Origin of the sequence: Streptomyces sp. NPDC090119 (assembly GCF_044747085.1) — a bacterium.
GTDB lineage: Bacteria > Actinomycetota > Actinomycetes > Streptomycetales > Streptomycetaceae > Streptomyces.
Map to the genome: position 1 here is coordinate 1083398 of NZ_JBIVDK010000001.1, position 22213 is coordinate 1105610.

At 72.1% G+C, this 22213-nt stretch carries 20 protein-coding genes; 11 read left to right on the forward strand and 9 right to left on the reverse strand.

From position 1 onward, the window contains the following. The first annotated feature begins 90 nt into the window (after positions 1–90). Together ACIPPM_RS04985 and ACIPPM_RS04990 are read left to right on the forward strand one after the other, a co-directional pair. Positions 91–2166 (forward strand): SpoIIE family protein phosphatase, encoded by a 2076-nt coding sequence (locus tag ACIPPM_RS04985; protein WP_401443051.1) that lies wholly within the window; start codon positions 91–93, stop codon positions 2164–2166. Positions 2167–2208: 42 nt separating this feature from the next. Further along, positions 2209–3072, forward strand: a complete 864-nt coding sequence (locus tag ACIPPM_RS04990) for an Fpg/Nei family DNA glycosylase (RefSeq protein WP_401443054.1) — start codon at positions 2209–2211, stop codon at positions 3070–3072. Between the two features lie 10 nt (positions 3073–3082). Here the strand turns inward: ACIPPM_RS04990 and ACIPPM_RS04995 are convergent, their stop codons facing one another. The 3 genes from ACIPPM_RS04995 to ACIPPM_RS05005 all read right to left on the reverse strand — a co-directional run bounded on the left by ACIPPM_RS04995 (position 3083) and on the right by ACIPPM_RS05005 (position 5116). Beyond that, the gene (locus ACIPPM_RS04995) at positions 3083–3736 is read right to left on the reverse strand and encodes a zf-HC2 domain-containing protein (RefSeq protein ID WP_401443056.1); all 654 of its coding nucleotides are present in this window, start codon (positions 3734–3736) and stop codon (positions 3083–3085) included. A 183-nt stretch (positions 3737–3919) separates the two neighbouring features. Continuing rightward, entirely contained in the window at positions 3920–4435 is a 516-nt protein-coding gene (locus tag ACIPPM_RS05000; protein WP_401443059.1) for a hypothetical protein, read from the reverse strand. A 135-nt stretch (positions 4436–4570) separates the two neighbouring features. Beyond that, positions 4571–5116, reverse strand: coding sequence for a sigma-70 family RNA polymerase sigma factor (locus ACIPPM_RS05005; RefSeq protein WP_031181297.1), 546 nt, complete (start codon positions 5114–5116; stop codon positions 4571–4573). A gap of 228 nt (positions 5117–5344) precedes the next feature. On the opposite strand from ACIPPM_RS05005, the gene ACIPPM_RS05010 reads away from it, so the two are divergent. Further along, a complete protein-coding gene (locus tag ACIPPM_RS05010) occupies positions 5345–6448 on the forward strand; it encodes a CapA family protein (RefSeq protein ID WP_401443062.1) in 1104 nt (367 codons plus the stop codon). Here ACIPPM_RS05010 and ACIPPM_RS05015 read toward each other — a convergent pair whose 3' ends face one another. Together ACIPPM_RS05015 and ACIPPM_RS05020 are read right to left on the reverse strand one after the other, a co-directional pair. Beyond that, positions 6449–7870 carry an amino acid permease gene (locus tag ACIPPM_RS05015; RefSeq protein WP_401443065.1) on the reverse strand — a complete coding sequence of 474 codons (1422 nt, stop codon included), beginning with the start codon at positions 7868–7870 and terminating at the stop codon, positions 6449–6451. Positions 7871–8096: 226 nt separating this feature from the next. Continuing rightward, entirely contained in the window at positions 8097–8570 is a 474-nt protein-coding gene (locus ACIPPM_RS05020; RefSeq protein WP_161191787.1) for a universal stress protein, read from the reverse strand. Between the two features lie 152 nt (positions 8571–8722). Between ACIPPM_RS05020 and ACIPPM_RS05025 the strand changes: the two genes are divergently transcribed. After that, complete coding sequence (locus ACIPPM_RS05025; RefSeq protein WP_401443069.1) at positions 8723–9559, forward strand: polysaccharide deacetylase family protein; 837 nt, start codon at positions 8723–8725, stop codon at positions 9557–9559. A 213-nt stretch (positions 9560–9772) separates the two neighbouring features. Here the strand turns inward: ACIPPM_RS05025 and ACIPPM_RS05030 are convergent, their stop codons facing one another. Then, positions 9773–10462 (reverse strand): class F sortase, encoded by a 690-nt coding sequence (locus ACIPPM_RS05030; RefSeq protein WP_401443071.1) that lies wholly within the window; start codon positions 10460–10462, stop codon positions 9773–9775. Positions 10463–10796: 334 nt separating this feature from the next. Between ACIPPM_RS05030 and ACIPPM_RS05035 the strand changes: the two genes are divergently transcribed. Then, complete coding sequence (locus ACIPPM_RS05035; RefSeq protein ID WP_401443073.1) at positions 10797–11729, forward strand: hypothetical protein; 933 nt, start codon at positions 10797–10799, stop codon at positions 11727–11729. 91 nt (positions 11730–11820) lie between these two features. Here ACIPPM_RS05035 and ACIPPM_RS05040 read toward each other — a convergent pair whose 3' ends face one another. Further along, on the reverse strand, positions 11821–12579 hold the full coding sequence (locus tag ACIPPM_RS05040) for a DUF4239 domain-containing protein (RefSeq protein ID WP_401443075.1): 759 nt from the start codon (positions 12577–12579) through the stop codon (positions 11821–11823). Between the two features lie 30 nt (positions 12580–12609). Next, positions 12610–12738 carry a hypothetical protein gene (locus tag ACIPPM_RS05045; protein ID WP_389005605.1) on the reverse strand — a complete coding sequence of 43 codons (129 nt, stop codon included), beginning with the start codon at positions 12736–12738 and terminating at the stop codon, positions 12610–12612. 819 nt (positions 12739–13557) lie between these two features. On the opposite strand from ACIPPM_RS05045, the gene ACIPPM_RS05050 reads away from it, so the two are divergent. From ACIPPM_RS05050 to ACIPPM_RS05060, 3 genes are all read left to right on the forward strand, one after another. Next, positions 13558–14505, forward strand: a complete 948-nt coding sequence (locus ACIPPM_RS05050) for an SCO0930 family lipoprotein (RefSeq protein WP_401443078.1) — start codon at positions 13558–13560, stop codon at positions 14503–14505. Between the two features lie 230 nt (positions 14506–14735). Continuing rightward, a complete protein-coding gene (locus ACIPPM_RS05055; RefSeq protein ID WP_401443080.1) occupies positions 14736–15548 on the forward strand; it encodes an SAM-dependent methyltransferase in 813 nt (270 codons plus the stop codon). Then, entirely contained in the window at positions 15545–17686 is a 2142-nt protein-coding gene (locus ACIPPM_RS05060) for a putative bifunctional diguanylate cyclase/phosphodiesterase (RefSeq protein WP_401443083.1), read from the forward strand. Before ACIPPM_RS05055 ends, ACIPPM_RS05060 begins: the two co-directional genes overlap by 4 nt. 142 nt (positions 17687–17828) lie before the next feature. On the opposite strand, the gene ACIPPM_RS05065 is transcribed toward ACIPPM_RS05060, so the two are convergent. After that, on the reverse strand, positions 17829–18713 hold the full coding sequence (locus ACIPPM_RS05065; RefSeq protein WP_401443086.1) for a LysR family transcriptional regulator: 885 nt from the start codon (positions 18711–18713) through the stop codon (positions 17829–17831). Positions 18714–18831: 118 nt separating this feature from the next. On the opposite strand from ACIPPM_RS05065, the gene ACIPPM_RS05070 reads away from it, so the two are divergent. Genes ACIPPM_RS05070 through ACIPPM_RS05080 form a run of 3 tightly spaced genes read left to right on the forward strand, consistent with a single transcriptional unit; the run spans position 18832 to position 22198 of the window. Then, positions 18832–19503, forward strand: a complete 672-nt coding sequence (locus tag ACIPPM_RS05070) for a succinate dehydrogenase (RefSeq protein ID WP_389006008.1) — start codon at positions 18832–18834, stop codon at positions 19501–19503. A 2-nt stretch (positions 19504–19505) separates the two neighbouring features. Then, complete coding sequence (locus ACIPPM_RS05075) at positions 19506–21452, forward strand: fumarate reductase/succinate dehydrogenase flavoprotein subunit (RefSeq protein ID WP_401443088.1); 1947 nt, start codon at positions 19506–19508, stop codon at positions 21450–21452. Continuing rightward, positions 21449–22198 (forward strand): succinate dehydrogenase/fumarate reductase iron-sulfur subunit, encoded by a 750-nt coding sequence (locus tag ACIPPM_RS05080; RefSeq protein WP_393597948.1) that lies wholly within the window; start codon positions 21449–21451, stop codon positions 22196–22198. The genes ACIPPM_RS05075 and ACIPPM_RS05080 overlap by 4 nt, the downstream gene beginning before the upstream one ends. The last annotated feature ends 15 nt before the right edge of the window (positions 22199–22213 follow it).

The window sequence follows — 22213 nt, forward strand, 5'->3', positions numbered from 1 at the left end:
AACCCGGCCCGCATAACCCGTACGGGCCGGGCGGCCACACCCTGCCACGCCCCACTCGAAGATTCGGACATTTGCTGGCAAGGTGGCCCCATGGCTGATCGGGGTGCGAGTGCCCTGTCACTCCCGGAGAACCGGCCCGCCGCCCCGGACACGATCCTGGCGCTCAACCACATGGGCAGCTTCGACTGGGACCTGGACGCGGGCCTGTTCCACATGGACGCCCGGGCCCACGAGATCTTCGACCTGCTCCCCGAGGAGTACGACGGCCGGGCCACCTCCCTCGCCGTCCGGGTCCCCCCGCCGGACGCGGCCCGGCTGGACGCGGCGGTCGCCCGCGCCATCAAGGACGGCAGCGAGACCTACGGCGCCTACTTCCGCGTCCGCCGCCGCGACGGCACCACCCGCTGGACCCACAGCCAGGGCGCCATCCGCCGCGACGGCACCGGCCGCCCCCGCCGCGTCGTCGGCCTGGTCCGCGACGCCACCCGGGAACTCGCCGACAGCCCCGCCCGCGCCCCGCGCACCGCGCAGGAGGAGGCGTTCCGGCAGCAGACCAGCATCGTGGAGGCCATCTCCGCCGCGCTCGCCCACGCCCGCAGCGTCCAGGACGTCATCGACGTCCTCAAGGACACCCACGGCATCCGCCACCTCGGCGCGGCCAGCGTCGTCATCGGACTGGTGGAGGCGGGCCGCATCCGGCTGGTCGCGGAGGGCCCCACCGAGAGCTTCGTGCCCGGCACCCGCATCACCCGGATCGACGAGCCCTACCCGATGAGCGAGGTCGTGCGCACCCTCGTCCCCCGCTTCATCGAGTCGCCCGAGGAGTTCGCCGAGGACTACCCGATCCTCTGGCCGCACATCACCGAGCTGCACATCACCTCCGCCGCCTACCTCCCGCTGATCGCCCAGGCCCGCCCGCTCGGCGCCATGGGCCTGCTCTACAGCGACCGGCGCGGCTTCTCCACCGAGGAACGCGCCGTCCTGGTCGCCCTCGGCAGCAGCATCGCCCAGAGCCTGCAGCGCGCCATGCTCTACGAGCAGGAGAAGGACCTCGCCCAGGGCCTCCAGCAGGCGATGCTGCCCCGCACCATCCCCAGCGTCCGGGGCGCCGACGTGGCCGTGCGCTACCGCGCCGCCGCCCTCGGCCGGGACATCGGCGGCGACTGGTACGACCTCATCCCGCTGCCCGGGGGCCGGGTCGGCGCCGTCATCGGGGACGTCCAGGGCCACGACACCCACGCCGCCGCCGTCATGGGCCAGCTCCGGATCGTGCTGCGCGCCTACGCCGCCGAGGGGCATACCCCGGCCACCGTGATGGCCCGCGCCTCCGTCTTCCTCGACGAACTCGACACCGACCGCTTCGCCACCTGCCTGTACGCCCAGGCCGACCTCTCCACCGGCGTGGTCCAGGTCGTCCGCGCCGGTCACCTCGACCCTCTGCTCCGGGACACCGACGGCACCACCCGGCGCGTCGACGTCGACGGCGGGCTGCCGCTCGGCCTGTCCGCCGAGTTCGGCCGGCTGGAGTACCCCGTCGCCACCCTGGAACTGGACCCCGGGCACACCCTGCTGCTGTGCACCGACGGCCTGGTCGAGCAGCCCGGCACCGACCTCGACGACGGCATGCGGGACCTCGCGGAGGTCTTCGCCGCGGGCCCCGACGACGTACGCGAACTCGCCGGACGCCTGATCGCCATGGCCGAGGAACGCGGCGGCGAGGACGACGTAGCGCTGCTCCTGCTGCGCCGCCGGGAACCCGAGGAGCCCCGGGCACACAGCCGACTCCGCCAGCACGTCGCCCCCGGCGACCCCGAGGCACTCACCCGCGCCCGGCACCAGATCGGCGCCGAGGTGCGGGCCTGGGGCGCCGGGGAGCGCGCCGACGAGATCGAACTCGTCGCCGACGAGCTGATCACCAACGCGCTGATGCACACCGAGGGCTCGGCCACCGTCACCCTGCGCCTGCTGACCGGCGCCGAGCGGCGGCTGCGCGTCGAGGTGGAGGACTCCTCCAGCGCGCTGCCCCGCCGCCGCGAACCGCAGGACGACGGCGTCTCCGGACGCGGACTGCTCCTGGTCGACATGCTGGCCGACGCCTGGGGTGTGGAGGCGCGCGGCGGCGGCAAGGCCGTGTGGTGCGAGTTCCGGACGGGCCCGGACGGCTGACCCCCGCCTGGCACCGCCGCCCGCCGGTGGCACCCTGGACACATGCCGGAACTGCCCGAGGTAGAAGCGCTGAAGGACTTCCTCACCGAGCACCTGGCCGGACGCCGGGTGACCCGCGTGCAGCCGCTCGCCATCAGCGTGCTGAAGACCTACGACCCGCCGGTCACCGCCCTGGAGGGCACCGGGATCACCGCCGTGCGCCGGTACGGCAAGTTCCTGGACCTGCAGAGCGACGGCGGCCTGCATCTCGTCACCCACCTGGCCCGCGCGGGCTGGCTGCACTGGCGCGACAGCGTGCCGGACACCCCGCCGCGCCCCGGCAAGGGACCGCTGGCGCTGCGGGTGGCGCTGGAGGGCGGCGAGGGCTTCGACCTGACCGAGGCGGGCACCCAGAAGCGGCTCGCGGTGTACGTGGTGCGCGACCCGGCCGAGGTGCCGGGGATCGCCCGGCTGGGCCCCGACCCGCTGGCCGACGACTTCGACGAGGAGCGGTTCGCGGGGCTGCTGAAGAGCGAGCGGCGCCAGCTCAAGGGGGCGCTGCGCGACCAGTCCCTGATCGCCGGGGTCGGCAACGCCTACAGCGACGAGATCCTGCACGCCGCGAAGATGTCCCCGTTCAAGCTGGCCGCCTCCCTCACCCCCGAGGAGACCACCCGCCTGTACACCGCGCTGCGCACCACCCTCACCGAGGCGGTCGAGCGCTCGCGGGGGATCGCGGCCGGGCGGCTGAAGGCGGAGAAGAAGAGCGGGCTGCGGGTGCACGGCCGTACCGGCGAGCCCTGCCCGGTGTGCGGGGACACCATCCGCGAGGTCTCCTTCAGCGACTCCTCGCTCCAGTACTGCCCCACCTGCCAGACCGGCGGCAAGCCGCTCGCCGACCGCAGGCTCTCCCGGCTGCTGAAGTGACCCGCGCCGGTCAGCGCGCGGGCAGGGTCACCAGCCGCTCGCCCTTGTCCGTGCGCACCTCGTAGCGGTCGATGTCGTCCGGGTCCAGCGAGGAGCCGGCCGTGGTCGCGGTGGTGCCCTCGTCGTGCGCGCCGACGGTCCAGCCACCGGCCACCTGCTCCGAGCCGTCCCGGCCGACCACGATCAGCCTGCACGAGTGCGGACCGGCGCTGTCCCGCACCTCCAGGCGCAGCCCGCTGCCCCAGCGCTCGCCCTCGGTGGTGACCCGCGCCCACACCCCGGTGCCCGGATCGGTGGCGGCGGTGATCCGGGCGGCGGGCTGCCCGTGCCCGGCGAAGGCCATCACCGCGGGCCCGGCCACCGCCAGCACCACCGAGGCGGCGAGCCCGTAGAGGACTCTGCGCCGCCGGGCGCGGTGGCGTACGGTGATCTCGCCGAGCAGCCGGTCCAGCAGCCGGGGGCCGGGCTGGGCCAACGCGGGCACGAAGGCGGGCGTGGCTTCCCGGTACAGCATCAACTGCCGTGCCGTAGGGCCGAATTCGGTCGCGTCGTGCACGCAGCGGGGGCACTCGGCGAGGTGGTCCTCGAAGCGGAAGGTCTCCGCCTCGTCCAGCACGCCGAGCGCGTACGCGCCGACGGCGCGATGCCTTTCCAGGGACCTCATGCCGAATCCTCGTGCCTATGGGTGCGGGTGGGGTTACGCGGTGCACCCATTGGTACGCACCGGACGGCGGAATGACTCAAGCCGCGCGCAGAAACCCAATGAGGATTCGGAGCGGTCGGGCCCCCGGATTGGTCCGAGTTCCAAGTGGCCCGAAAAAGAACCCGGATCGCGTCGGAGCCCGGTTCAGAACAGATGGATGGCCAGGTGTCCGAGGGGCAGTCCGAGCCGCCAGGCCGGGGTCCACACCTTCGGGCCGTCGTCCTCGCCGTAGGCCGTGCCACCGCCCGGCACCGCGTCCAGGTCGGGCGCGAGCAGTTCGGTCTCCTCGAGCCAGCGCCAGGCGTCCCCCGCGAGCGCCAGGTCCGGATCGGGAGTGCCGGGTGCGGCCGCCTCCGCCGTCAGTTCGGCCATCCGGCCGCCGACCCACTCCCGCCACGGCTGGTCGTACGCCGTCAGCGACAGCCAGTTCTCCAGCTGGGAGATGACCCGGACCCCGGAGAGCTCGCCCTCGGTGTCGGACAGGAAGACGGTGAGCGCCAGCGCGTCCCGCCCCGCCCGGAACTCGAAGGACGTCGGTGGCATCAGATCGCCGGTGCGGAGCAACTCGTCCGCGATGTACTCGGCGTAGAACCAGGCCATGGGGACGGTGAGTTCACCGCCACCGGCGCCGTTCGTACTTTCGTGACCTCTGTGGAGCATCCCTGCCTGCCTTCCTCCGGTGCGTGCGCGTCGCCCGAACCCGGCCCCCCGCCCGGAACACGGATGAGGACAGCTCATGACCCCGACGGGGGTCACGGCAAGGCGCTTTACCGAGGCTTGACCAGGCGCCCGGTTTCACCGCAGGTCAGTCGCGTATCCCGGAAGAACCTGGCGCAGGGCACGCAGCGCGTAGTACGCGCGGGACTTCACGGTACCGGGTGGAATGCCCAGGATCTCGGCGGCCTCCGCCACACTCGCCCCGCGGAAGTACACGAGTACCAGCACGTCACGGTGGTGCGGAGTGAGTGTCTTCACAGCCTCGCGCACATCGAGCGCGGCGGCGGCCCGCTCGGCGTGGTCGGCGGTCACCCGAGCGGTCTCCGGGACCTCGTCCACCACCTCCGGCGGCCGGGCCCGCCGCGCCCGCCGTGCGTCTATGGCGAGACGCCGGGCGACGGTCAGCAGCCACGGGCGGGCCGAGGCGAAGTTCTCGGCGCGCAGCGCCTCCGGGTGCTGCCAGGCCCGTACGAGGGTCTCCTGCACCAGATCCTCGGCACGCTGACGGTCCCCGTCGCTCAGCCGCAGCAGCAGCGCGAAGAGGGGCCGCCCGTGCTCCCGCGCCAGCGCGGCGAGTTCGTGCTCGGCGGTCGTCGTCCCTGGGGCAGTGGTCCCGGCCGTCATGGCCGTATGGCAGCGCAGCCCGCCGCCCGGCGACACCCTGCGCGCACGCCGGTGCGACGGGCGGTCGGCAGGGCGCGACGAGCGGTCGGACGAACGGTCACCAAGGGCGCCGACAGCACCGGATGGGCTAGGCCCTGTTTGCGAGGGGGGAGAGTTTCATACCCATATGCCCGTCAGAGCTTGTCTGTCAATACGACAAGTCCCCTCCGGCAACCCTGGGGTGAGTTGATGATCGGACGCAGGCATCAGGTGGCCCTCGCGCTGACCGCGGCGCTCGCGGCGTTGGCCGCCTGCCAGAACCAGGACCGGGCCGAGCCCGGCGCCTCCGGGCAGCCCGCGCCGGGCGCCGGGAAGGGCTTCACGCTCGTCGCCGCCGGTGGTGTCCAGCCGTACGCGTCCGCCGTGGACCGGGCGGGCTTCGACGCCTCCGGCGCCGGACACGACTTCCGCCCCATGCTCGCCGGGGCCCGCCCGGCCGTGTCCGGGGCCGACCTGGCGCTGTGTCACCTGGAGCCGGTCCAGGGCGCCGACGGCGACCCGGCCGTCACCGCCCTGCCCCAGCTCGCCCAGGGCCTCGCCGCGACCGGCTACGACAGCTGCTCCACCGCCTCCCCGCAGGCCGACGGCGACGGAGTCACCCGCACCCTGAACGCCCTCGACCAGGCCGGGGTACGGCACGCCGGGACCTCCCGCACCGACACCGAGGCCCGCACGGTCACCCTGCTGCGCGCGGGCACCGCCAAGGTCGCCCACCTGTCGTACGCCTACGACACCACCGGGCAGTCCGGGGCGGTCGACCCGGCCGACGCGGGCCGGATCGCCGCCGCCGCGCGGGCCGCCCGGAAGGCGGGCGCCGACGTGGTCGTGCTCTCCGTGAACTGGGGCTCCGCCTGGCAGGACACCCCCGACGCCGGACAGGTCACCCTCGCCAAGCAGCTCACGGCCGCCAAGACAGCCGGGCGCCCCGACATCGACCTCGTCCTCGGCGACCACGCCCACGTCCCCCAGCCGTTCGAGAAAGTCAACGGCACCTGGGTGGTCTTCGGGCTGGGCGACCAGATCGCGGACGGCGGGGCCGGCGCGGGGGAGTGGCGCGGCAACGAGTCCACCCTCGCCCGCTTCACCTTCGCCCCGCCCGCCAAGCCGGGCGGCCGCTGGGAGGTCCGCAGCGCCGAGTTCCTGCCCCAGGTGTACGACCTCGACGCCGGACGCGTCATCGACATGAACCGCGCCATCGCCGCGGGCGCCGACCTCGCCGCCACCCGCGACCGGGTGGCGCACACCGTGCTCGGCCGGAACGCGACGAAGGCCGGGCTCACCATGGCGCAGTGATCACTCGGCGGGCGCCCGCCGGGCCAGCGCCGAATGCCGGTAGGAGTAGCCGAAGTAGATGACACAGCCGATCAGGAACCAGATGGCGAACCGCACCCAGGTCTGCCACTCCAGGAAGGTGACCAGCCAGAGCGAGAACAGCGCGCCGAGCGCCGGGATGAACGGCATCAGCGGGGTACGGAAGCCGCGCGGCAGGTCCGGCTGCCGGTAGCGCAGCACGATCACCGCCGCGCACACCACCACGAACGCCAGCAGGATGCCGATGTTGGTCAGCTCGGCCGCCTCGCCGATCGGCACGAACCCGGCGATGCAGGCCGCTCCGACGCCCACGATCCACGTCACCCGGGTCGGCACGTGCCGGGTGGGGTGCGTCTTGGCGAACCAGCGCGGCAGCAGCCCGTCGCGGGCCATCGAGAACCAGACGCGGGTCACGCCCAGCATGAAGGTGAACATCACGGTGAGGATGCCGATGATCGCGCCCACCGCGATCACGTCGGCAAGACCGCCGAGACCCACCGACTTGAAGGCGGAGGAGAAGCCGCTCTCCGGGTCGATGTCCTTGTAGTTCTGCATGCCGGTCAGCACCAGGCAGGCCGCGACGTACAGCACCATCGAGATGATCAGCGAGTAGATGATCGCCTTCGGCATGTGCCGCTGGGCGTCCTTGGACTCCTCGGCCGCCGTCGACATCGCGTCGTAGCCGAACACCGCGAAGAACACGGTGGCCGCGCCGGTGAAGGTGCCACTGATGCCGAAGGGGAAGAAGGGGTGGTAGTTCGCGGTGCTGATGTGGAAGAAGCCCACCGCGATCACCAGCAGCACCACCAGCACCTTCAGCGCCACCACGAACGTCTCGAACCGGGCCGCGCTCTTCATGCCCTGGTTCAGCAGCCATGCGATCAGCAGGCACAGGATGGCCGCGAACAGGTCGACCCGGTGCCCCGAGCCGGTGCCGGGCGCGCCCAGCATCCACGCGGGCAGGTCCGCGCCCGCCTCCTCGACCAGGAAGCTGAAGTAGCCGGAGATGCCGATGGCGACCACCGCCACGATCGCGGTGTACTCCAGCAGCAGGTCCCAGCCGATGAACCAGCCCACGAACTCGCCGAGCACCGCGTACCCGTAGGTGTACGCCGACCCGGCCTTCGGGATCATGCCCGCGAACTCGGCGTACGACAGCGCCGCGCAGGCGCTCGCCACACCGGCGATCAGGAACGACACCACCACCGCGGGCCCGGCCTTGCCGTTGGCGACCGTGCCCGCGAGCGTGAAGATGCCCGCGCCGATGATGCCGCCCACCCCGATCGCGGTGAGCTGCCACAGGCCGAGCGAGCGGGTCAGACCGCCCTCGCCCGCCTCGGCCTCCTCGATGTGCTCGATGGGTTTGCGACGGAGAATTCCCTCACCCGAACGGATCTGGGCCACACGCCTCACCTCTTCCCCGACGGCAAACGGCTGACGGCGGATCATGATGGCTCAGGGGCGGCCGGTTCGGAAGACGCCACGCACGGCGGCCCAGCTCCCGGCCCAACCGGTAGGGCCGCGCCGGCCGCGCTGTGGGGGCTGTTCGCCTCGCTCACCGGTCCGCGCACCGCCCTCGCCGCGGCCGGGGTGCCGCTCCTGTCGGCCGCTCCCGGCTTGTGGTCCCTCGCTACGGGACGACCGTCACCGGCCAGCGCCCCGCCTTCACCAGCCGGACCGCCACCGACCCGATGATCCGGTGCCCGGCCTGCTCCGAGGCGCCCACCACCACCGCGTCCGCCTTCAGCTCGTCGGCCGCCTGCACCAGCCCGTTGAACGGGTCGCCGCGGAAGGTGTGGAACTCCCAGCGCACGTCGAATATCCCCTTCACCCGCTCCGCCGCCTCCCTGATCTGCGCGATCAGGTCCTCGGCGATCTCGTCCGTGGCCTGCGCCACCGGCACCCCGAGCGCCGCCCCGGCCGCCAGCACCGGCTGTACGTACACCACCGCCAGCAGCGCACCCTGCCGCCGGGCCAGACCGCCCGCGTACGCCGCCGCCCGCAGCGAGGAGTCGGAGCCGTCCACGCCGACGACGATGACCTTGGGACCGTCCGTGCCCCGCTCGAACCGGTGCCGCTCGTGCTCTGCCTGCTGTTCCGTCACGGCGGTGAGGCTATCGGAAGGTGCGGTTCCGTCCAGTGGACGGGCAGGGCGCCCGGCGGGTTCGCGCCGTCACTGCGCCGACCGGGTGGACCGGACCCGCCGCACCGGTGTCGGTGCGGTGCGGCGCGGGGTCGGCGGGCGACTGATGGTTCATGGAGAAGGATCAGTTGTTCACACGGCGCCGGATGCTCCTCGGCTCGGCCGCCGTCCTCGGCGCCGCGGGCGTCGGGGGAGTCCTCATGACGGGCGGCGGCGACCAGGCCGCCCGCACGACCGCCGGCCTCGCCGGGCCACAGGCCCGCCAGGCCCTCAAGCCCTCCGCGTTCCGCCTCCAGCCCCTCATCGGCTCCGGCCCCCCGCACAACGCCCCCGCCCGGCTGAAGGTGCGTCACCAGCCCATCATGCGCATCACCGGCAAGGGCAGGCACATGATGCTCACCTTCGACGACGGCCCCCACCCCGACTACACCCCGCACATCCTGGACACCCTCGCCAAGTACGACGTACGCGCGATGTTCTTCGTGTGCGGGGAGATGGCCGTCGACAACAAGGAGCTCCTGGCCCGCATGGCCGAGGAGGGACATGTGGTCGGCAACCACACCTGGACCCACCCGCTGCTCACCGAGATGGCGCGCGAGGACATCCGCGACGAGATCGAGCGCACCAGCGATGTCATCGAGGACGCCTACGGGGACCGCCCGCAGTGGTTCCGCGCCCCCTACGGCGCCTGGAACCGGGCCACCTTCCAGCTCGGCGCGGAGATGGGCATGGAGCCGATGGCCTGGACCGTCGACACCACCGACTGGATGACCCCCGGCACCGGCACGGTCGTCAAGCGGGTGGAACACGGCGCCGCCCCCGGCGTCGTGATCCTCTCCCACGACGCCGGGGGCGACCGGACGCAGAGCGTCCGCGCGATCCGCGAGTACCTGCCCTATCTGCTCGACCACGGCTACCACCTCACCGTGCCGCCCCGCCGGATGACCTAGGGCCTGTCTTCCGGATCAGGCCGGCTCGGGCCGAGGGCCCCTTCTGGCTGACCCGAGCGCGGTCTGGTGCGTGCAGCTGCAAGGCGGAGGAGGGCGTCGACGCGGAGCGTCGGCAACCGACGACAACGCCGCAGATGTGCGTGCCAGACCCCGCGACCCCGGCAAGATCCGGAAGACAGGCCCTAAGGCCGTGCGCCTTCCGGTCGCGGGGGCTCAGGCTCCCGTGACCAGGCGGGCGAAGACGACCACGTTGCCGTCGTAGCCGTTCTGCTTGGAGAAGCCGCCGCCGCAGGTGATCACCCGCAGCTCCGGGGTGCCCTTGGAGCCGTAGACGCGGTCGCCGGGGAACTTGCTCTTCTCGAACACCTCGACCCCGTACACCTCGAAGACGGCGGTACGGCCGTCCTGCCGGGCCACGTCGATCCGGTCGCCCTTCTTGAGCGCGCCGAGCCCGTAGAAGACGGCGGGTCCCTTGGTGTTGTCGACATGGCCGACGATCACCGAGGTGCCCTTCTCGCCGGGGGAGACCGCGCCGGTGAACCAGCCGGCCAGGTTCGGGTCCTCGGGCGGGGGCGCGCCGACCCAGCCGTCCGCGTCCAGGCCCACCGGGGTGACCGGGGCGTCCACCTGGATCGCCGGGATACGGACCCGGTCCGCGGGCGAGAAGGACAGGCCGACCGGGGCCGAGGCGGGCGCGGCCCCTTCGGCGCTCGGCGACGACCTCACGTCGGGCGCCGGGGCGGCGGCCGCGGCGGGCTGCGGGGGGCCCACGTCGAACTCGCCGGAGCCGTTCCGGATCAGCGCCACACCGGTCAGCAGCACGAGCGCCAGCACGCCCCAGGGGGCGCGTCTCCTGCGCCGCTCCTCCCGTTCGCTCCACTCCGCCAGTTCGGACGCAGACATTCGCCATCCCCTCTCGACGCGGCTGCCACCGCGTCCGTCGCGCATGGGAAAACGCTAAGTCCCGCGCTGGTGGGCGGCGACGGGGCGGCGGGCGAACGGGTGGCGGCCCGGCTTTTCGGTGCGCCATCCGAGTTGCAGTCCGGAGATAATTTCTGACGGGCCGTGACCTGCGGCGATATCCGATTGTGTGGTTGTCGCACGGAAGGTCCACTCACCAGGACGGACCATTCTCGACATGCGGGCGTGTTCCTTGCCCCTGAGGGTTCTGATCGGGAGGTGCTTTCTCGCCGATCGACCGGGGACCGGCCCCGGCGTGCCTCTCGCGGAGGAACACATGCGTAACCAGCGTGCCTTGGCGGTCACGTGCGCCGCGATCGCCGTGCTCGGTATCGCCGCTCCTGTCGCCGTCGCGGACGGCATGGGCAACGGGAACGGCACCACGGGCGTCGCCCCGAACACGGGCATCGTCGTGCCGAACCCCGGTGTCGTCCCGAACACCGGCGTCTTCAACGGGAACGGCAACTTCAACGGGAACTTCAACGGCAACGGCAACGGGCACGGGAACGGCAACTTCAACGGGAACGGGAACGGGAACTTCGGCAACGACGGCAACTTCGGGAACGGCAACGGCAACCGGGGCAACGACAACTTCGGGAACGGCAACGGCAACGGGAACTTCGGCAACGGGAACGGCCGGGGGAACGACAACTTCGGCAACGGGAACGGGAACGGAAACGGCCGGGGCAACGACTTCGGGAACGGCAACGGGAACGGGAACTTCGGGAACGGGAACGGCAACTTCGGCAACGGGCACGAGAACGGCGGCAACGGCAACGGCAACGGTGGCCACGGCGGCGGCGGCAACAACGACGGCAACCTCCGTGACATCAGCGTCTCGCCCAGCGTGCTCCCCGCGGGCGGTCGGCTGACCATCACCGTCCGGGGCTGCCGCGGCGGCACCGTCTCCTCGCGCGCCTTCGGCAGCGCCCGGCTGAACTCGAACGGCAACGACAACTCCCGCGCCGTCGTCACCATCGACCGCAGCGCCCGCCCCGGCCGCTACGACATCACCGTCGACTGCGGCGGCCGCACCCTGACCCGCCCGAACGCCTTCACCGTGCTCGGCGGTGTCAACGGCGGCCTCGGTGGCAGCAGCACCACCGGCGCCACCAAGGCCGACACGGCCATCGGCGGCGGACTCGTCGCCTCGGCCGCGCTCGGCGGCGGCGTCTTCTGGCTGCGCCGCCGCCAGGAGAAGCGCGCCTGAGCACCGCCCGCGTCCTCGCCGACGCGGGACACGCCACCACAGGCCCTCGCCCCACCCCTCGCCGGGCCGGGACGAGGGCCTCCGGCATGTCCTACGCGTGCGGGAACAGGGTGAGGAACGGCTCCGCCGTCACCGCGATGCCCCGGCTGAACGGGGCGTCGAAGTCCCAGATCAGGAACAGCATGAACGCGATGGTGGCCGAGAACAGCCCGGCCAGGACCAGTTCACGCGCGGTGCGCCGGATCTGGAGCGCGAACACCATGCCCACCGTGATCACCGCACCGGAGAGCAGCCCCCACCACACCACGGACGGCATCGTGGCGCCCGTGGAGTCGGCGCGCGCGTTGCGTGCCTGGTCGGCCGCGGCCACCTGGTCCACCAGCGGCTGGTACGCCTGCGCCTCGAAGTCGCTGCGCGGCTGGTAGTCCGTCACGTCCTGACGCACCTTGTCCAGCAGCCGCGACCCCTGCGCGGTGACCTTCCCCTTGTCCGTCATCGACTTCCACTCGGTGTCCACGACGTAGGAGACGTAGGCGTCGACGTCCGCGCGCACCCGGTCCCGCACGTCCACCGGGTAGACCCGGACGCGCTCGGAGACCTCGTGCAGCGCCTGCGCCTCGGCCTGGACCGTGTCCCCGGCCGCGCTGCGCGCCTCCCAGACACCGGCGATGGCCAGGCCCAGGACGATGGCGTACACGACCCCGATCCACATCGTCATGTACTCGATGACGTCCGGGGTCTCACTGGGGTCCTCGTCCTCCGGGGCCCGACGGTGCCGGACGAGGGTGATGATCACCACCACGGCACAGGCCCCCAGCATGGCCAGGACGAGAACGAGCCAATCCGACAACGGATACCTCCAGGGATGGGTGCGGCCGCGTCACCGCGGGCGCAGCGCCGCGACGGCGACGATCGCGGGAATCGTGACGAGCAGGACGTAGCGGACCGGCGAGGTGTGGGAGGGAGCGGTGTGCCGGACGGGGCGGGCGTGGTACGCCGGGTAGCTCACCGGGGTCACGGTCGGCCGGGGGGTGGGCTTCGGCGGGGGAGTGGGTTTCGGTGCCGGCCTCGGCGGTGCGGGTTCGGGCGCCGGGACGGGCGGGGGTGGCGGCGGGGTCGGGCGCGGTGCCGGTGGGGGCGGCGTCGGCCGGACGGGCGGCTTCGGGGCGGGCGGCGGCGTCGGCCGCGGTCGGGGCTTCGGCGGCGGGGGCGGCGGAGCGGGGGTCGGGGTGGGTGTGGGAGTCGGTGTCGGGGTGGGTGTAGGGGGCGGCGGAGTCGGAGTAGGGGGCGGCGTGGAAGTCGGGGTCGGGGTCGGCGTAGGCGTCGGCGGGCACGGTGGCGGGGGTGGCGGAGGGCAGGGCGGGGGACCCGGGTGGTGGCTTCCGGCCACCGCCACGGCCACCGTGCCGTCCGGGCCCGTGGAGGCGTAGGCGCAGGCGTCGGCCGACGCCGGGCCGACCGGGCAGCCGACCACGCTCCACACCACCGCGAGGAGCGCCAACGCCCTCGTGACGACCGCGCATCGGGTTGCTTGGGGACCTTGCACGAGCGAGATCATGGGGGCCGCGCGACGCCCCCGCGACCTTTGATACGAGGATTGGTCCGAAGGAGGGACAACCCGCCCCACCTGGTTTGACGCACCGCACGATCCAGGCCGCCCCGATGGGTACGCCCGTACGCACCGCCACCCTTCCGGCACGCCCCGTCGGACCCCGCCCGAAAGAATTTCGCCGCCCCGTTGAACGCTCCGCCCCCCGCGCCCCGTACCCATGGCCGTGCGGTGACTCATTGGACGCCGCAACAAACTGGCGAAAATGGGGAGTTGAGGATGAAGACCTCCTGGCGGACCGCCGCACTGGTGGCCACGGCCGCTTCGGTGCTGACGCTGACGACGGCGTGCGGTCAGGACACCGCCGCGCCCGTGGGGGCGGCCCAGAACGTGGGAGCGTCGGCCAGTGCCGCGGCCATCGGCACCGGACTCGGCTCGGGCAACGGCTACGGCGCCGACGGCGCCCAGGCCAGCGCCTCCCCGACCCTCGCCGCCCCCGCGGGCAAGCTGACCGTGGCCACCAACCCCCAGCTGGGCAATGTGCTCACCGACGGGTCCGGCCTCACCCTGTACCGGTTCGACAAGGACACGGCCGAGCCGCCGAAGACCAACTGCGACGGCGACTGCGCCACCACCTGGCCCCCGGTCCCCGCCGACGACGCCAACGCCGGTGCCGGTATCGACAAGGCCATGCTCGGCGAGGTCACCCGCGCCGACGGCACCAAGCAGCTCACCATCGGCGGCTGGCCCGCCTACCGCTACGCCAAGGACCTCAACTCCGGCGACGTCAACGGCCAGGGCGTGGGCGGCAAGTGGTTCGCGCTCGCCCCCAACGGCAAGAAGGCGTCCCTGTCCACGCTGCCCGGCCTCTCCGTCCGCAAGGACCCCAAGCTCGGTGACATCGTCGTCGACAAGAACGGCCGCACGGTCTACCGCTTCCTCAAGGACAAGGCATGGCCGAAGTCCGTCTCCAACTGCGTCGGGGCCTGCCTGGAGAAGTGGCCCGCGGTCGCGCCGGTGAGCTCCGACGACACCCAGGGCGTGAAGAAGAAGGGCCTGATGCCCTTCACCCGCCCGGACGGCGTCAAGCAGATGTCCGTCAACTGCTGGCCGATCTACACCTTCTCCGGCGACAAGGTCCCCGGTGACACCAACGGCCAGGGCGTGGGCGGCACTTGGTACGCCGTCTCGCCGGAGGGCAAGCCGATCGGCGCACCCGCCGAGTAAGGCACCGTCCGGCCGAAGGGCCCGTATCGTCCGTGTCACGCGGAGGGTACGGGCCCTCACCCGTGCGCCGGGACGGTCACCCAGCGGGGTCGGACGGATGCTTTCCGCAGGCGGTGACCGGGAACGGATGGTCAATTTCCGTTTCGGGTCGCCCCTTTGGCGGGCGATCAGTAGCCTCAGCTCCGACACCGGCTCAACCCGTCCCCGTCGCCTACGCCTTGGAGTGATACATGGAGCGCCCCGCCTGGGCCCCCCGGAGCATCGACATCTCGGTGCCGAGCGTCTCGCGCATGTACGACTACTACCTGGGCGGATCGCACAACTTCGAGGTCGACCGGGAAGCGGCCCGCAAGGCGATGGAGTTCCTCCCCGGCCTGCCCAAGATCATGCAGGCCAACCGGGCGTTCCTGCGCCGGGCGGTGCGCTTCGCCGCCGAGCAGGGCATCGACCAGTTCCTCGACATCGGCTCCGGCATCCCCACCTTCGGCAACGTCCACGAGATAGCCCAGGGGGCCCGGCCCGGCGCGCACGTCGTCTACGTCGACCACGACCCCGTGGCCGTCGCGCACAGCCGGTCGGTGCTCGAGGGCAACGCGGACGCGGACGTCGTCGCCGCCGATCTGCGCAAGCCGCAGGAGATCCTCACCAGCCCCGAGGTGGCCCGGCTGATCGACCTCGACCGGCCGGTGGCCCTGCTGCTCGTGGCCGTCCTGCACTTCCTGGAGGACACCGACGAACCCCACCGCGCGGTGGCCGAACTGCGCGCCGCGCTCGCGCCGGGCAGCCTGCTGATCCTCACCCACGCCTCCTACGAGGGCATCCCGCTGCCGGAGGAGCGCGCCGAGGGCGCGGTGGACGTGTACCGGGACATCCGCACCCCGCTGGTCATGCGCCCGCGGGAGGAGATCGCCCGCTTCTTCGACGGCTTCGAGCTGCTCGATCCCGGACTCGTCCATCTCCCGGACTGGCGCCCGGAGTCGGCGCCGGAGGACGAGGACGACTTCGCGTTCTCCGGGTTCGCCGGCGTGGGGCGTACGGCGTGAGCGCGGAGCCGGACGGCCCGGAGGGCAGAGTGCGGCGGCTGACGACGATATGGAGCCGGGCCGTCTACCCCGTCACCTCCACGTCGCTCACCCGCGCCGGGTTCGAGGAGCTGCTGCTCCCGCTCGCCCACCGCCTCAGCCGGGCCCTGCGGGCCCACAGCTTCGACGCCGGGGAGGCCAGGGCGGTCGGTGCCGCGCTGGTCGACGCGCACGGCACCGACCCCGAGGTGCTCGCCCGCACCCTGGACTGCGTCGACGCCTACCTCGTGCTGTACTGCGGCGACGACAGCCCGCAGGACCAACTCCGCATGCGCTCCTCGCGACTGCAGCACGCCATGGCCGCCGGGTACGCCCAGGCGCTGCGCGAGCGCACCCTCGCCGAGCAGGAGTCCATCGCGCAGGCCGCGCTGCGCGCCCAGGGCGTGGTCGCCGAGGCGCTGCACGCCAGCGAGGCCCGCTTCCGCGCGGTGTTCGAGGGCGCCGCGATCGGTATCGGCATCGCCGACCTCGACGGCAACGTCCTCCAGGTCAACGGCGCCCTCCAGCGCATGTTCGGCGTCTCCGAGACCATGATGCGCGGCCGGAAGGTCCGGGACTGGACCCACCCCGAGGACGCGCCCCAGACCTGGCGGCTCTACGAGGAACTGGTCCGCGGCGAACGCGACCACTACCACGTGGAGAAGGCGTTCAACCGGACCGACGGTACCGCCCTGTGGACCAACCTCACGGTGTCCCTGCTCCGGGACGCAGACGGCACCCCGCAGTACCAGCTGGCGCTGATGGAGGACACCACCGAGCGCCGCCTGCTCCATCTGCGGCTGCGCTACGAGGCCACCCACGACGCCCTCACCGGGCTGCCCAACCGCACCCTGTTCTTCGAGCGGCTGGAGAAGGCGCTCGCGGCGGGCGAGGGCCAGCGCTTCGGTCTGTGCTACCTGGACCTCGACGGCTTCAAGGCCATCAACGACAGCCTCGGCCACGCGGCGGGCGACCGGCTGCTGGTGGAGGTCGCCGACCGGCTCCAGTCCTGCACCACCGCGTCCGGCGAGATGGTCGCCCGCCTCGGCGGCGACGAGTTCGTGGCCCTCACCACCGGCCGCGACACCGAGCGCGGGGTGGAGGAGCTGGCCGAACGCATCAGCAACGCCCTGCTCACCCCGGTCGGCATCGACGGCCGCGACCTGCTGGTACGCGGCAGCCTCGGCATCGTGGAGGGCCCGGCGGGGGAGCGTACGGCGGCGGAGGTGCTGCGCAGCGCCGACATCACGATGTACCGGGCCAAGTCGGCGGGCGGCAACCGGGCCGAGCTGGCCGACCCGGAGGCGGACGCCCGCGCGATCACCCGGCACGGTCTCACCACCGCCCTGCCGAGCGCGCTGGAACGCGGCGAGTTCTTCATCGAGTACCAGCCCTTGGTCCAGCTCGGCGACGGCACCGTGAGCGGTGCGGAAGCCCTGGTCCGCTGGCTGCACCCGCAGCACGGGGTGCTCGGCCCGGACCGCTTCATCCCGCTCGCCGAGCACACCGGGCTGATCGTCCCGCTGGGCCGGTGGGTCCTTGAGGAATCGATCCGGCAGGCCCGTGCCTGGCGGGAGAAACAGGACGGGAGCGCGGCGGGCCCGCTGCGGATCAACGTCAACCTCTCCCCGTGCCAGCTCACCCACCCCGGCCTGGTGCAGGACACCGTCGACATCCTGGAGCGCGCGGGGGTCACGCCGGACGCGCTGTGCCTGGAGGTCACCGAGTCCGCGCTGATCGGCGCCGACGACGGCCTCCTCAAGCCGCTGCGCCGACTGGCCGAGATGGGCGTCGACATAGCCCTGGACGACTTCGGCACCGGCTACTCCAACCTGGCCAACCTCCGCCGCCTGCCGGTCAGCGTGCTCAAACTGGACCGCTCCTTCACCCAGGGCATGCAGCAGTTCCCGGCCGACCCGGTCGACCTCAAGATCGTCGAAGGCATCGTCTCCCTGGCCCACAGCCTGGACCTGGCGGTCACGGTCGAGGGCGTGGAGACCAGCGCCCAGGCGGAACAGCTCCGCCTCCTGGGCTGCGACACCGCCCAGGGCTGGTACTACGCGAGGCCGGGCCCCCCGGAGAACCTGCACACCCTGGCCTTGGCAGACGCGACGAGCTGAGGGAACGGGGGGCGCGGGGAGGTGAGGGGACGGGGTGCGGCCGCGCAGCAGGCCGCACCCCGTCAGGGGCGCGGGGAACTGCGCGACAAGCCCCGACGCACCCGCACCCGCAGAACCACAGCACCAGGCAGACGAACAGCCGCTACCGCTCCAACAGCATCCGCTGCAACTCCTGAGCCCCCCGAGGCGGAGCCACATCACTCCGGTGCGCCAGCGCGATGGTCCGGGACAGCCCCGGCCGGGCGAGGGGAGTCACCCGAAGCCCCCGCCCGGCCCGACTGGCCACCATCCGAGGCACGACAGCCACACCGAGCCCCGCCCGCACGAACCCGAGAACCGCGTCCATCTCACCCCCCTCGACCGCGAACTCCGGCTCGAACCCAGCGGAGCGACACGCGTTGACGGTGAGTTCCCGCAGGTCGTACCCGTACCGGAACATCACCAGCCGCTCGCTCTCGAGGTCGGCGATCTCCACGAAGCGGCGCCCTCCGCCGGGGGCGGGAGCCTCGGGGGAGGACACCACGACCAGGTCCTCCCGCAGCAGCTCGACCGTGGTCAGCGCGGGCGCCGGAGCGGGCAGCGGCAGCACGATCAGGGCGAGGTCCAGCTCCCCCCGGCCCAGCTCCCGGACCAGGTCCCGCGAGCCGCTCTCCTGGACCAGCAGCTGGATGCCCGGATACCGGTCGTGGAAGGCGCGCAGCACGTCCGGCAGCAGCCCCGTACAGAGGCTCGGCGTCGCGCCCAGCCGGACCCGGCCTCGGCGCAGCTGCACCAGTTCCTGCACCTCGTGCCGGGCGGTGTCCGCGTCCGCGAGGATGCGCCGGGCCAGCGGCAGCAGCGCCTCGCCCGCGTCGGTCAGCGCGATGTTGCCCCGCGCCCGGACGAACAGATCCGCGCCCAGCTCCCGCTCCAGCGCCCGGATCTGCTGGGACAGCGAAGGCTGCGCGACATGGACCCGCTCGGCGGCACGGGTGAAGTGCCGAGTCTCGGCCACGGCGACGAAGTACTGGAGCTGCTGGAACTGCACCCCTCCAGGATAGCGAGAGGCTATGGAAACCAGCCGAACCATGTCTTGGACCGATCGGCGGCGCGGTCGTAACGTCCTGTCCATGGCTCTGGCAACGCGGACGGACCGACGGCCGTCGATGGCGCGCACAGTCTGGGACAGCTCCGTCGGCAAGAAGACCGTGATGGCCGTCAGCGGCATCGTGATGCTGCTGTACCTGGTCGCGCACATGATCGGAAACCTGAAGATCTACTTCGGGGCCGGCGACTTCAACCACTACGCCCACTGGCTGCGCACGGTCGGCGAGCCGTTCATGCACTACGAGTGGACGCTCTGGATCGTGCGGGTGGTCCTGGTCGTCGCCGTGGTCGCCCATGCCACCGCCGCGTACCAGCTCAGCCGCCGCGACATCAAGGCCCGGCCCAGCAAGTACGTGCACAAGAAGGCGCGTACGAGCTACGCCACCCGGACCATGCGCTGGGGCGGGATCATCCTCGGTCTGTTCATCGTCTGGCATCTGCTGGACCTGACCACCGGCACCGTGCACTCCGGCGGCTTCCAGGAGGGCCACCCGTACCAGAACGTGGTGGACACCTTCTCCACCTGGTATGGCAACGTCATCTACATCGTGGCGATGCTCGCCCTCGGCCTGCACATCCGGCACGGCTTCTGGAGCGCCGCCCAGACCCTCGGCGCCGGTGGCCGGACCCGCGAACGGTTCCTGAAGGGTGCCGCAAACGTACTCGCGCTGCTGCTCACGGCCGGTTTCATCGCCGTACCCGTGGGCGTGATGACCGGAGTGGTGAGCTGACCATGACCTACACCGACTACCCGACCGGCGACCCGGTCGCCGACACCAAGGCCCCCTCCGGCCCGGTCCAGGAGCGCTGGGACACCCGCCGCTTCGAGGCCAAGCTGGTCAACCCGGCCAACCGGCGCAAGCACACCGTCATCGTCGTCGGCACCGGCCTCGCGGGCGGTTCGGCGGGCGCCACGCTCGCCGAACAGGGCTACCACGTCGTCCAGTTCTGCTACCAGGACTCCCCGCGCCGCGCCCACTCCATCGCGGCGCAAGGCGGCATCAACGCGGCGAAGAACTACCGCAACGACGGCGACTCCGTGCACCGGCTGTTCTACGACACCGTCAAGGGCGGCGACTTCCGGGCCCGCGAGTCCAACGTGCACCGCCTCGCGCAGGTCTCCGTCGAGATCATCGACCAGTGCGTGGCCCAGGGCGTGCCCTTCGCCCGTGAGTACGGCGGCCTGCTCGACACCCGTTCCTTCGGCGGCGTCCAGGTCCAGCGCACCTTCTACGCCCGTGGCCAGACCGGACAGCAGCTGCTGCTCGGCGCCTACCAGGCGCTGTCCCGGCAGATCGCGGCCGGGAACGTGGAGATGCACCCGCGCACCGAGATGCTCGACCTGATCGTGGTCGACGGCCGGGCGCGCGGCATCGTCGCCCGCGACCTGATCACCGGGAAGATCGACACCTACTTCGCGGACGCGGTGGTCCTGGCGAGCGGCGGCTACGGCAACGTCTTCTACCTGTCGACCAACGCCATGAACTCCAACGCGACCGCCGTCTGGCGGGCGCACCGGCGCGGCGCGCTGTTCGCCAACCCCTGCTTCACCCAGATCCACCCCACCTGCATCCCGCGCACCGGCGACCACCAGTCCAAGCTGACGCTGATGAGCGAGTCGCTGCGCAACGACGGCCGTATCTGGGTGCCGAAGGCGGAGGGCGACACCCGTCCGCCCAAGGAGATCCCGGAGGACGAGCGGGACTACTACCTGGAGCGGATCTACCCCTCCTTCGGCAACCTGGTCCCGCGCGACATCGCCTCCCGCGCCGCCAAGAACGTCTGCGACGAGGGACGCGGGGTCGGCCCCGGCGGCCAGGGCGTCTACCTGGACTTCGCCGACGCCATCGGGCGCATGGGCCGCAAGGCCGTCGAGGCGAAGTACGGCAACCTCTTCGACATGTACCAGCGGATCACCGACGAGGACCCGTACGAGGTGCCGATGCGGATCTACCCCGCGGTGCACTACACGATGGGCGGGCTCTGGGTCGACTACGACCTCCAGACCACCGTCCCCGGACTCTTCGCCATCGGGGAGGCCAACTTCTCCGACCACGGAGCCAACCGGCTCGGCGCCTCCGCGCTGATGCAGGGCCTGGCCGACGGCTACTTCGTGCTGCCGGCCACCCTCAACGACTACCTGGCCCGCCACCCGCACCAGGAGCCGCTGACCGACGAAAACCCCGAGGTGCAGGAGGTGCTGGCCGAGACCGAGGACCGGGTCAACCTGCTCCTCGCCGTCGACGGCGACCGCACCCCCGACTCCTTCCACCGTGAACTCGGCGAGCTGATGTGGGAGTTCTGCGGCATGGCCCGCAACGCCGAGGGCCTGCGCAAGGCACTCGCCGAGATCCCCCGCATCCGCGAGGAGTTCTGGCGCCGGATCAAGGTCCCCGGCACCGGCGAGGAGTTCAACCAGTCGCTGGAGAAGGCCAATCGCATCGTCGACTACCTCGAACTGGCCGAGCTGATGTGCCTCGACGCCCTGCACCGCGCCGAGTCCTGCGGCGGCCACTTCCGCGAGGAGTCCCAGACCCCGGACGGCGAGGCGGCCCGCCGGGACGACGAGTTCGGGTACGCGGCCGCCTGGGAGTTCACCGCCACCGGCGAGTCCCCCGTCCTGCACAAGGAAGACCTGGTCTTCGAGTACGTCCACCCCACCCAGCGGAGCTACGCATGAGGCTCACCCTGCGCGTCTGGCGCCAGCGGAACGCCGACACCGACGGCGCCATGTCCACCTACGAGGTGGACGGCATCTCACCCGACATGTCCTTCCTGGAGATGCTGGACGTCCTGAACGAACGGCTCATCCTGGAGGGCGAGGACCCCGTCGCCTTCGACCACGACTGCCGCGAGGGCATCTGCGGCGCGTGCAGCCTGGTCATCAACGGCGACGCCCACGGCCCCGAGCGCACCACCACCTGCCAGCTGCACATGAGGTCCTTCCGGGACGGCGACACCATCGACATCGAGCCCTGGCGGGCCGCCGCCTTCCCGGTGATCAAGGACCTGGTGGTGGACCGCTCCGCCTTCGACCGGATCATCCAGGCGGGCGGCTATGTCACCGCCCCCACGGGCGCCGCCCCGGAGGCCCACGCGACACCGGTGCCGAAGCCCGACGCCGACTTCTCCTTCGAGCACGCGGAGTGCATCGGCTGCGGTGCCTGCGTGGCCGCCTGCCCCAACGGCGCCGCGATGCTCTTCACCTCGGCCAAGGTCAACCACCTCAACGTCCTCCCGCAGGGCGGGCCCGAGCGGGAGACTCGGGTGCTGGACATGGTGGCCCAGATGGACGCGGAGGGCTTCGGCGGCTGCACCCTGGCCGGGGAGTGCGCCACCGCCTGCCCCAAGGGCATCCCGCTCTTCTCCATCACCGGCATGAACAAGGAGTGGCTGCGCGCCACCCGTAAGGCGGGCAAGCGGTAGCCGCCACAGCAGACG

Bases quoted from the DNA above. Each gene is read 5' to 3' on its own strand.
- ACIPPM_RS04985 (WP_401443051.1), top strand. From the start codon at position 91: ATGGCTGATCGGGGTGCGAGTGCCCTGTCACTCCCGGAGAACCGGCCC.
- ACIPPM_RS04990 (WP_401443054.1), top strand. From the start codon at position 2,209: ATGCCGGAACTGCCCGAGGTAGAAGCGCTGAAGGACTTCCTCACCGAG.
- ACIPPM_RS04995 (WP_401443056.1), bottom strand. From the start codon at position 3,736: ATGAGGTCCCTGGAAAGGCATCGCGCCGTCGGCGCGTACGCGCTCGGC.
- ACIPPM_RS05000 (WP_401443059.1), bottom strand. From the start codon at position 4,435: ATGCTCCACAGAGGTCACGAAAGTACGAACGGCGCCGGTGGCGGTGAA.
- ACIPPM_RS05005 (WP_031181297.1), bottom strand. From the start codon at position 5,116: ATGACGGCCGGGACCACTGCCCCAGGGACGACGACCGCCGAGCACGAA.
- ACIPPM_RS05010 (WP_401443062.1), top strand. From the start codon at position 5,345: ATGATCGGACGCAGGCATCAGGTGGCCCTCGCGCTGACCGCGGCGCTC.
- ACIPPM_RS05025 (WP_401443069.1), top strand. From the start codon at position 8,723: ATGGAGAAGGATCAGTTGTTCACACGGCGCCGGATGCTCCTCGGCTCG.
- ACIPPM_RS05030 (WP_401443071.1), bottom strand. From the start codon at position 10,462: ATGTCTGCGTCCGAACTGGCGGAGTGGAGCGAACGGGAGGAGCGGCGC.
- ACIPPM_RS05035 (WP_401443073.1), top strand. From the start codon at position 10,797: ATGCGTAACCAGCGTGCCTTGGCGGTCACGTGCGCCGCGATCGCCGTG.
- ACIPPM_RS05050 (WP_401443078.1), top strand. From the start codon at position 13,558: ATGAAGACCTCCTGGCGGACCGCCGCACTGGTGGCCACGGCCGCTTCG.
- ACIPPM_RS05055 (WP_401443080.1), top strand. From the start codon at position 14,736: ATGGAGCGCCCCGCCTGGGCCCCCCGGAGCATCGACATCTCGGTGCCG.
- ACIPPM_RS05070 (WP_389006008.1), top strand. From the start codon at position 18,832: ATGGCGCGCACAGTCTGGGACAGCTCCGTCGGCAAGAAGACCGTGATG.
- ACIPPM_RS05075 (WP_401443088.1), top strand. From the start codon at position 19,506: ATGACCTACACCGACTACCCGACCGGCGACCCGGTCGCCGACACCAAG.
- ACIPPM_RS05080 (WP_393597948.1), top strand. From the start codon at position 21,449: ATGAGGCTCACCCTGCGCGTCTGGCGCCAGCGGAACGCCGACACCGAC.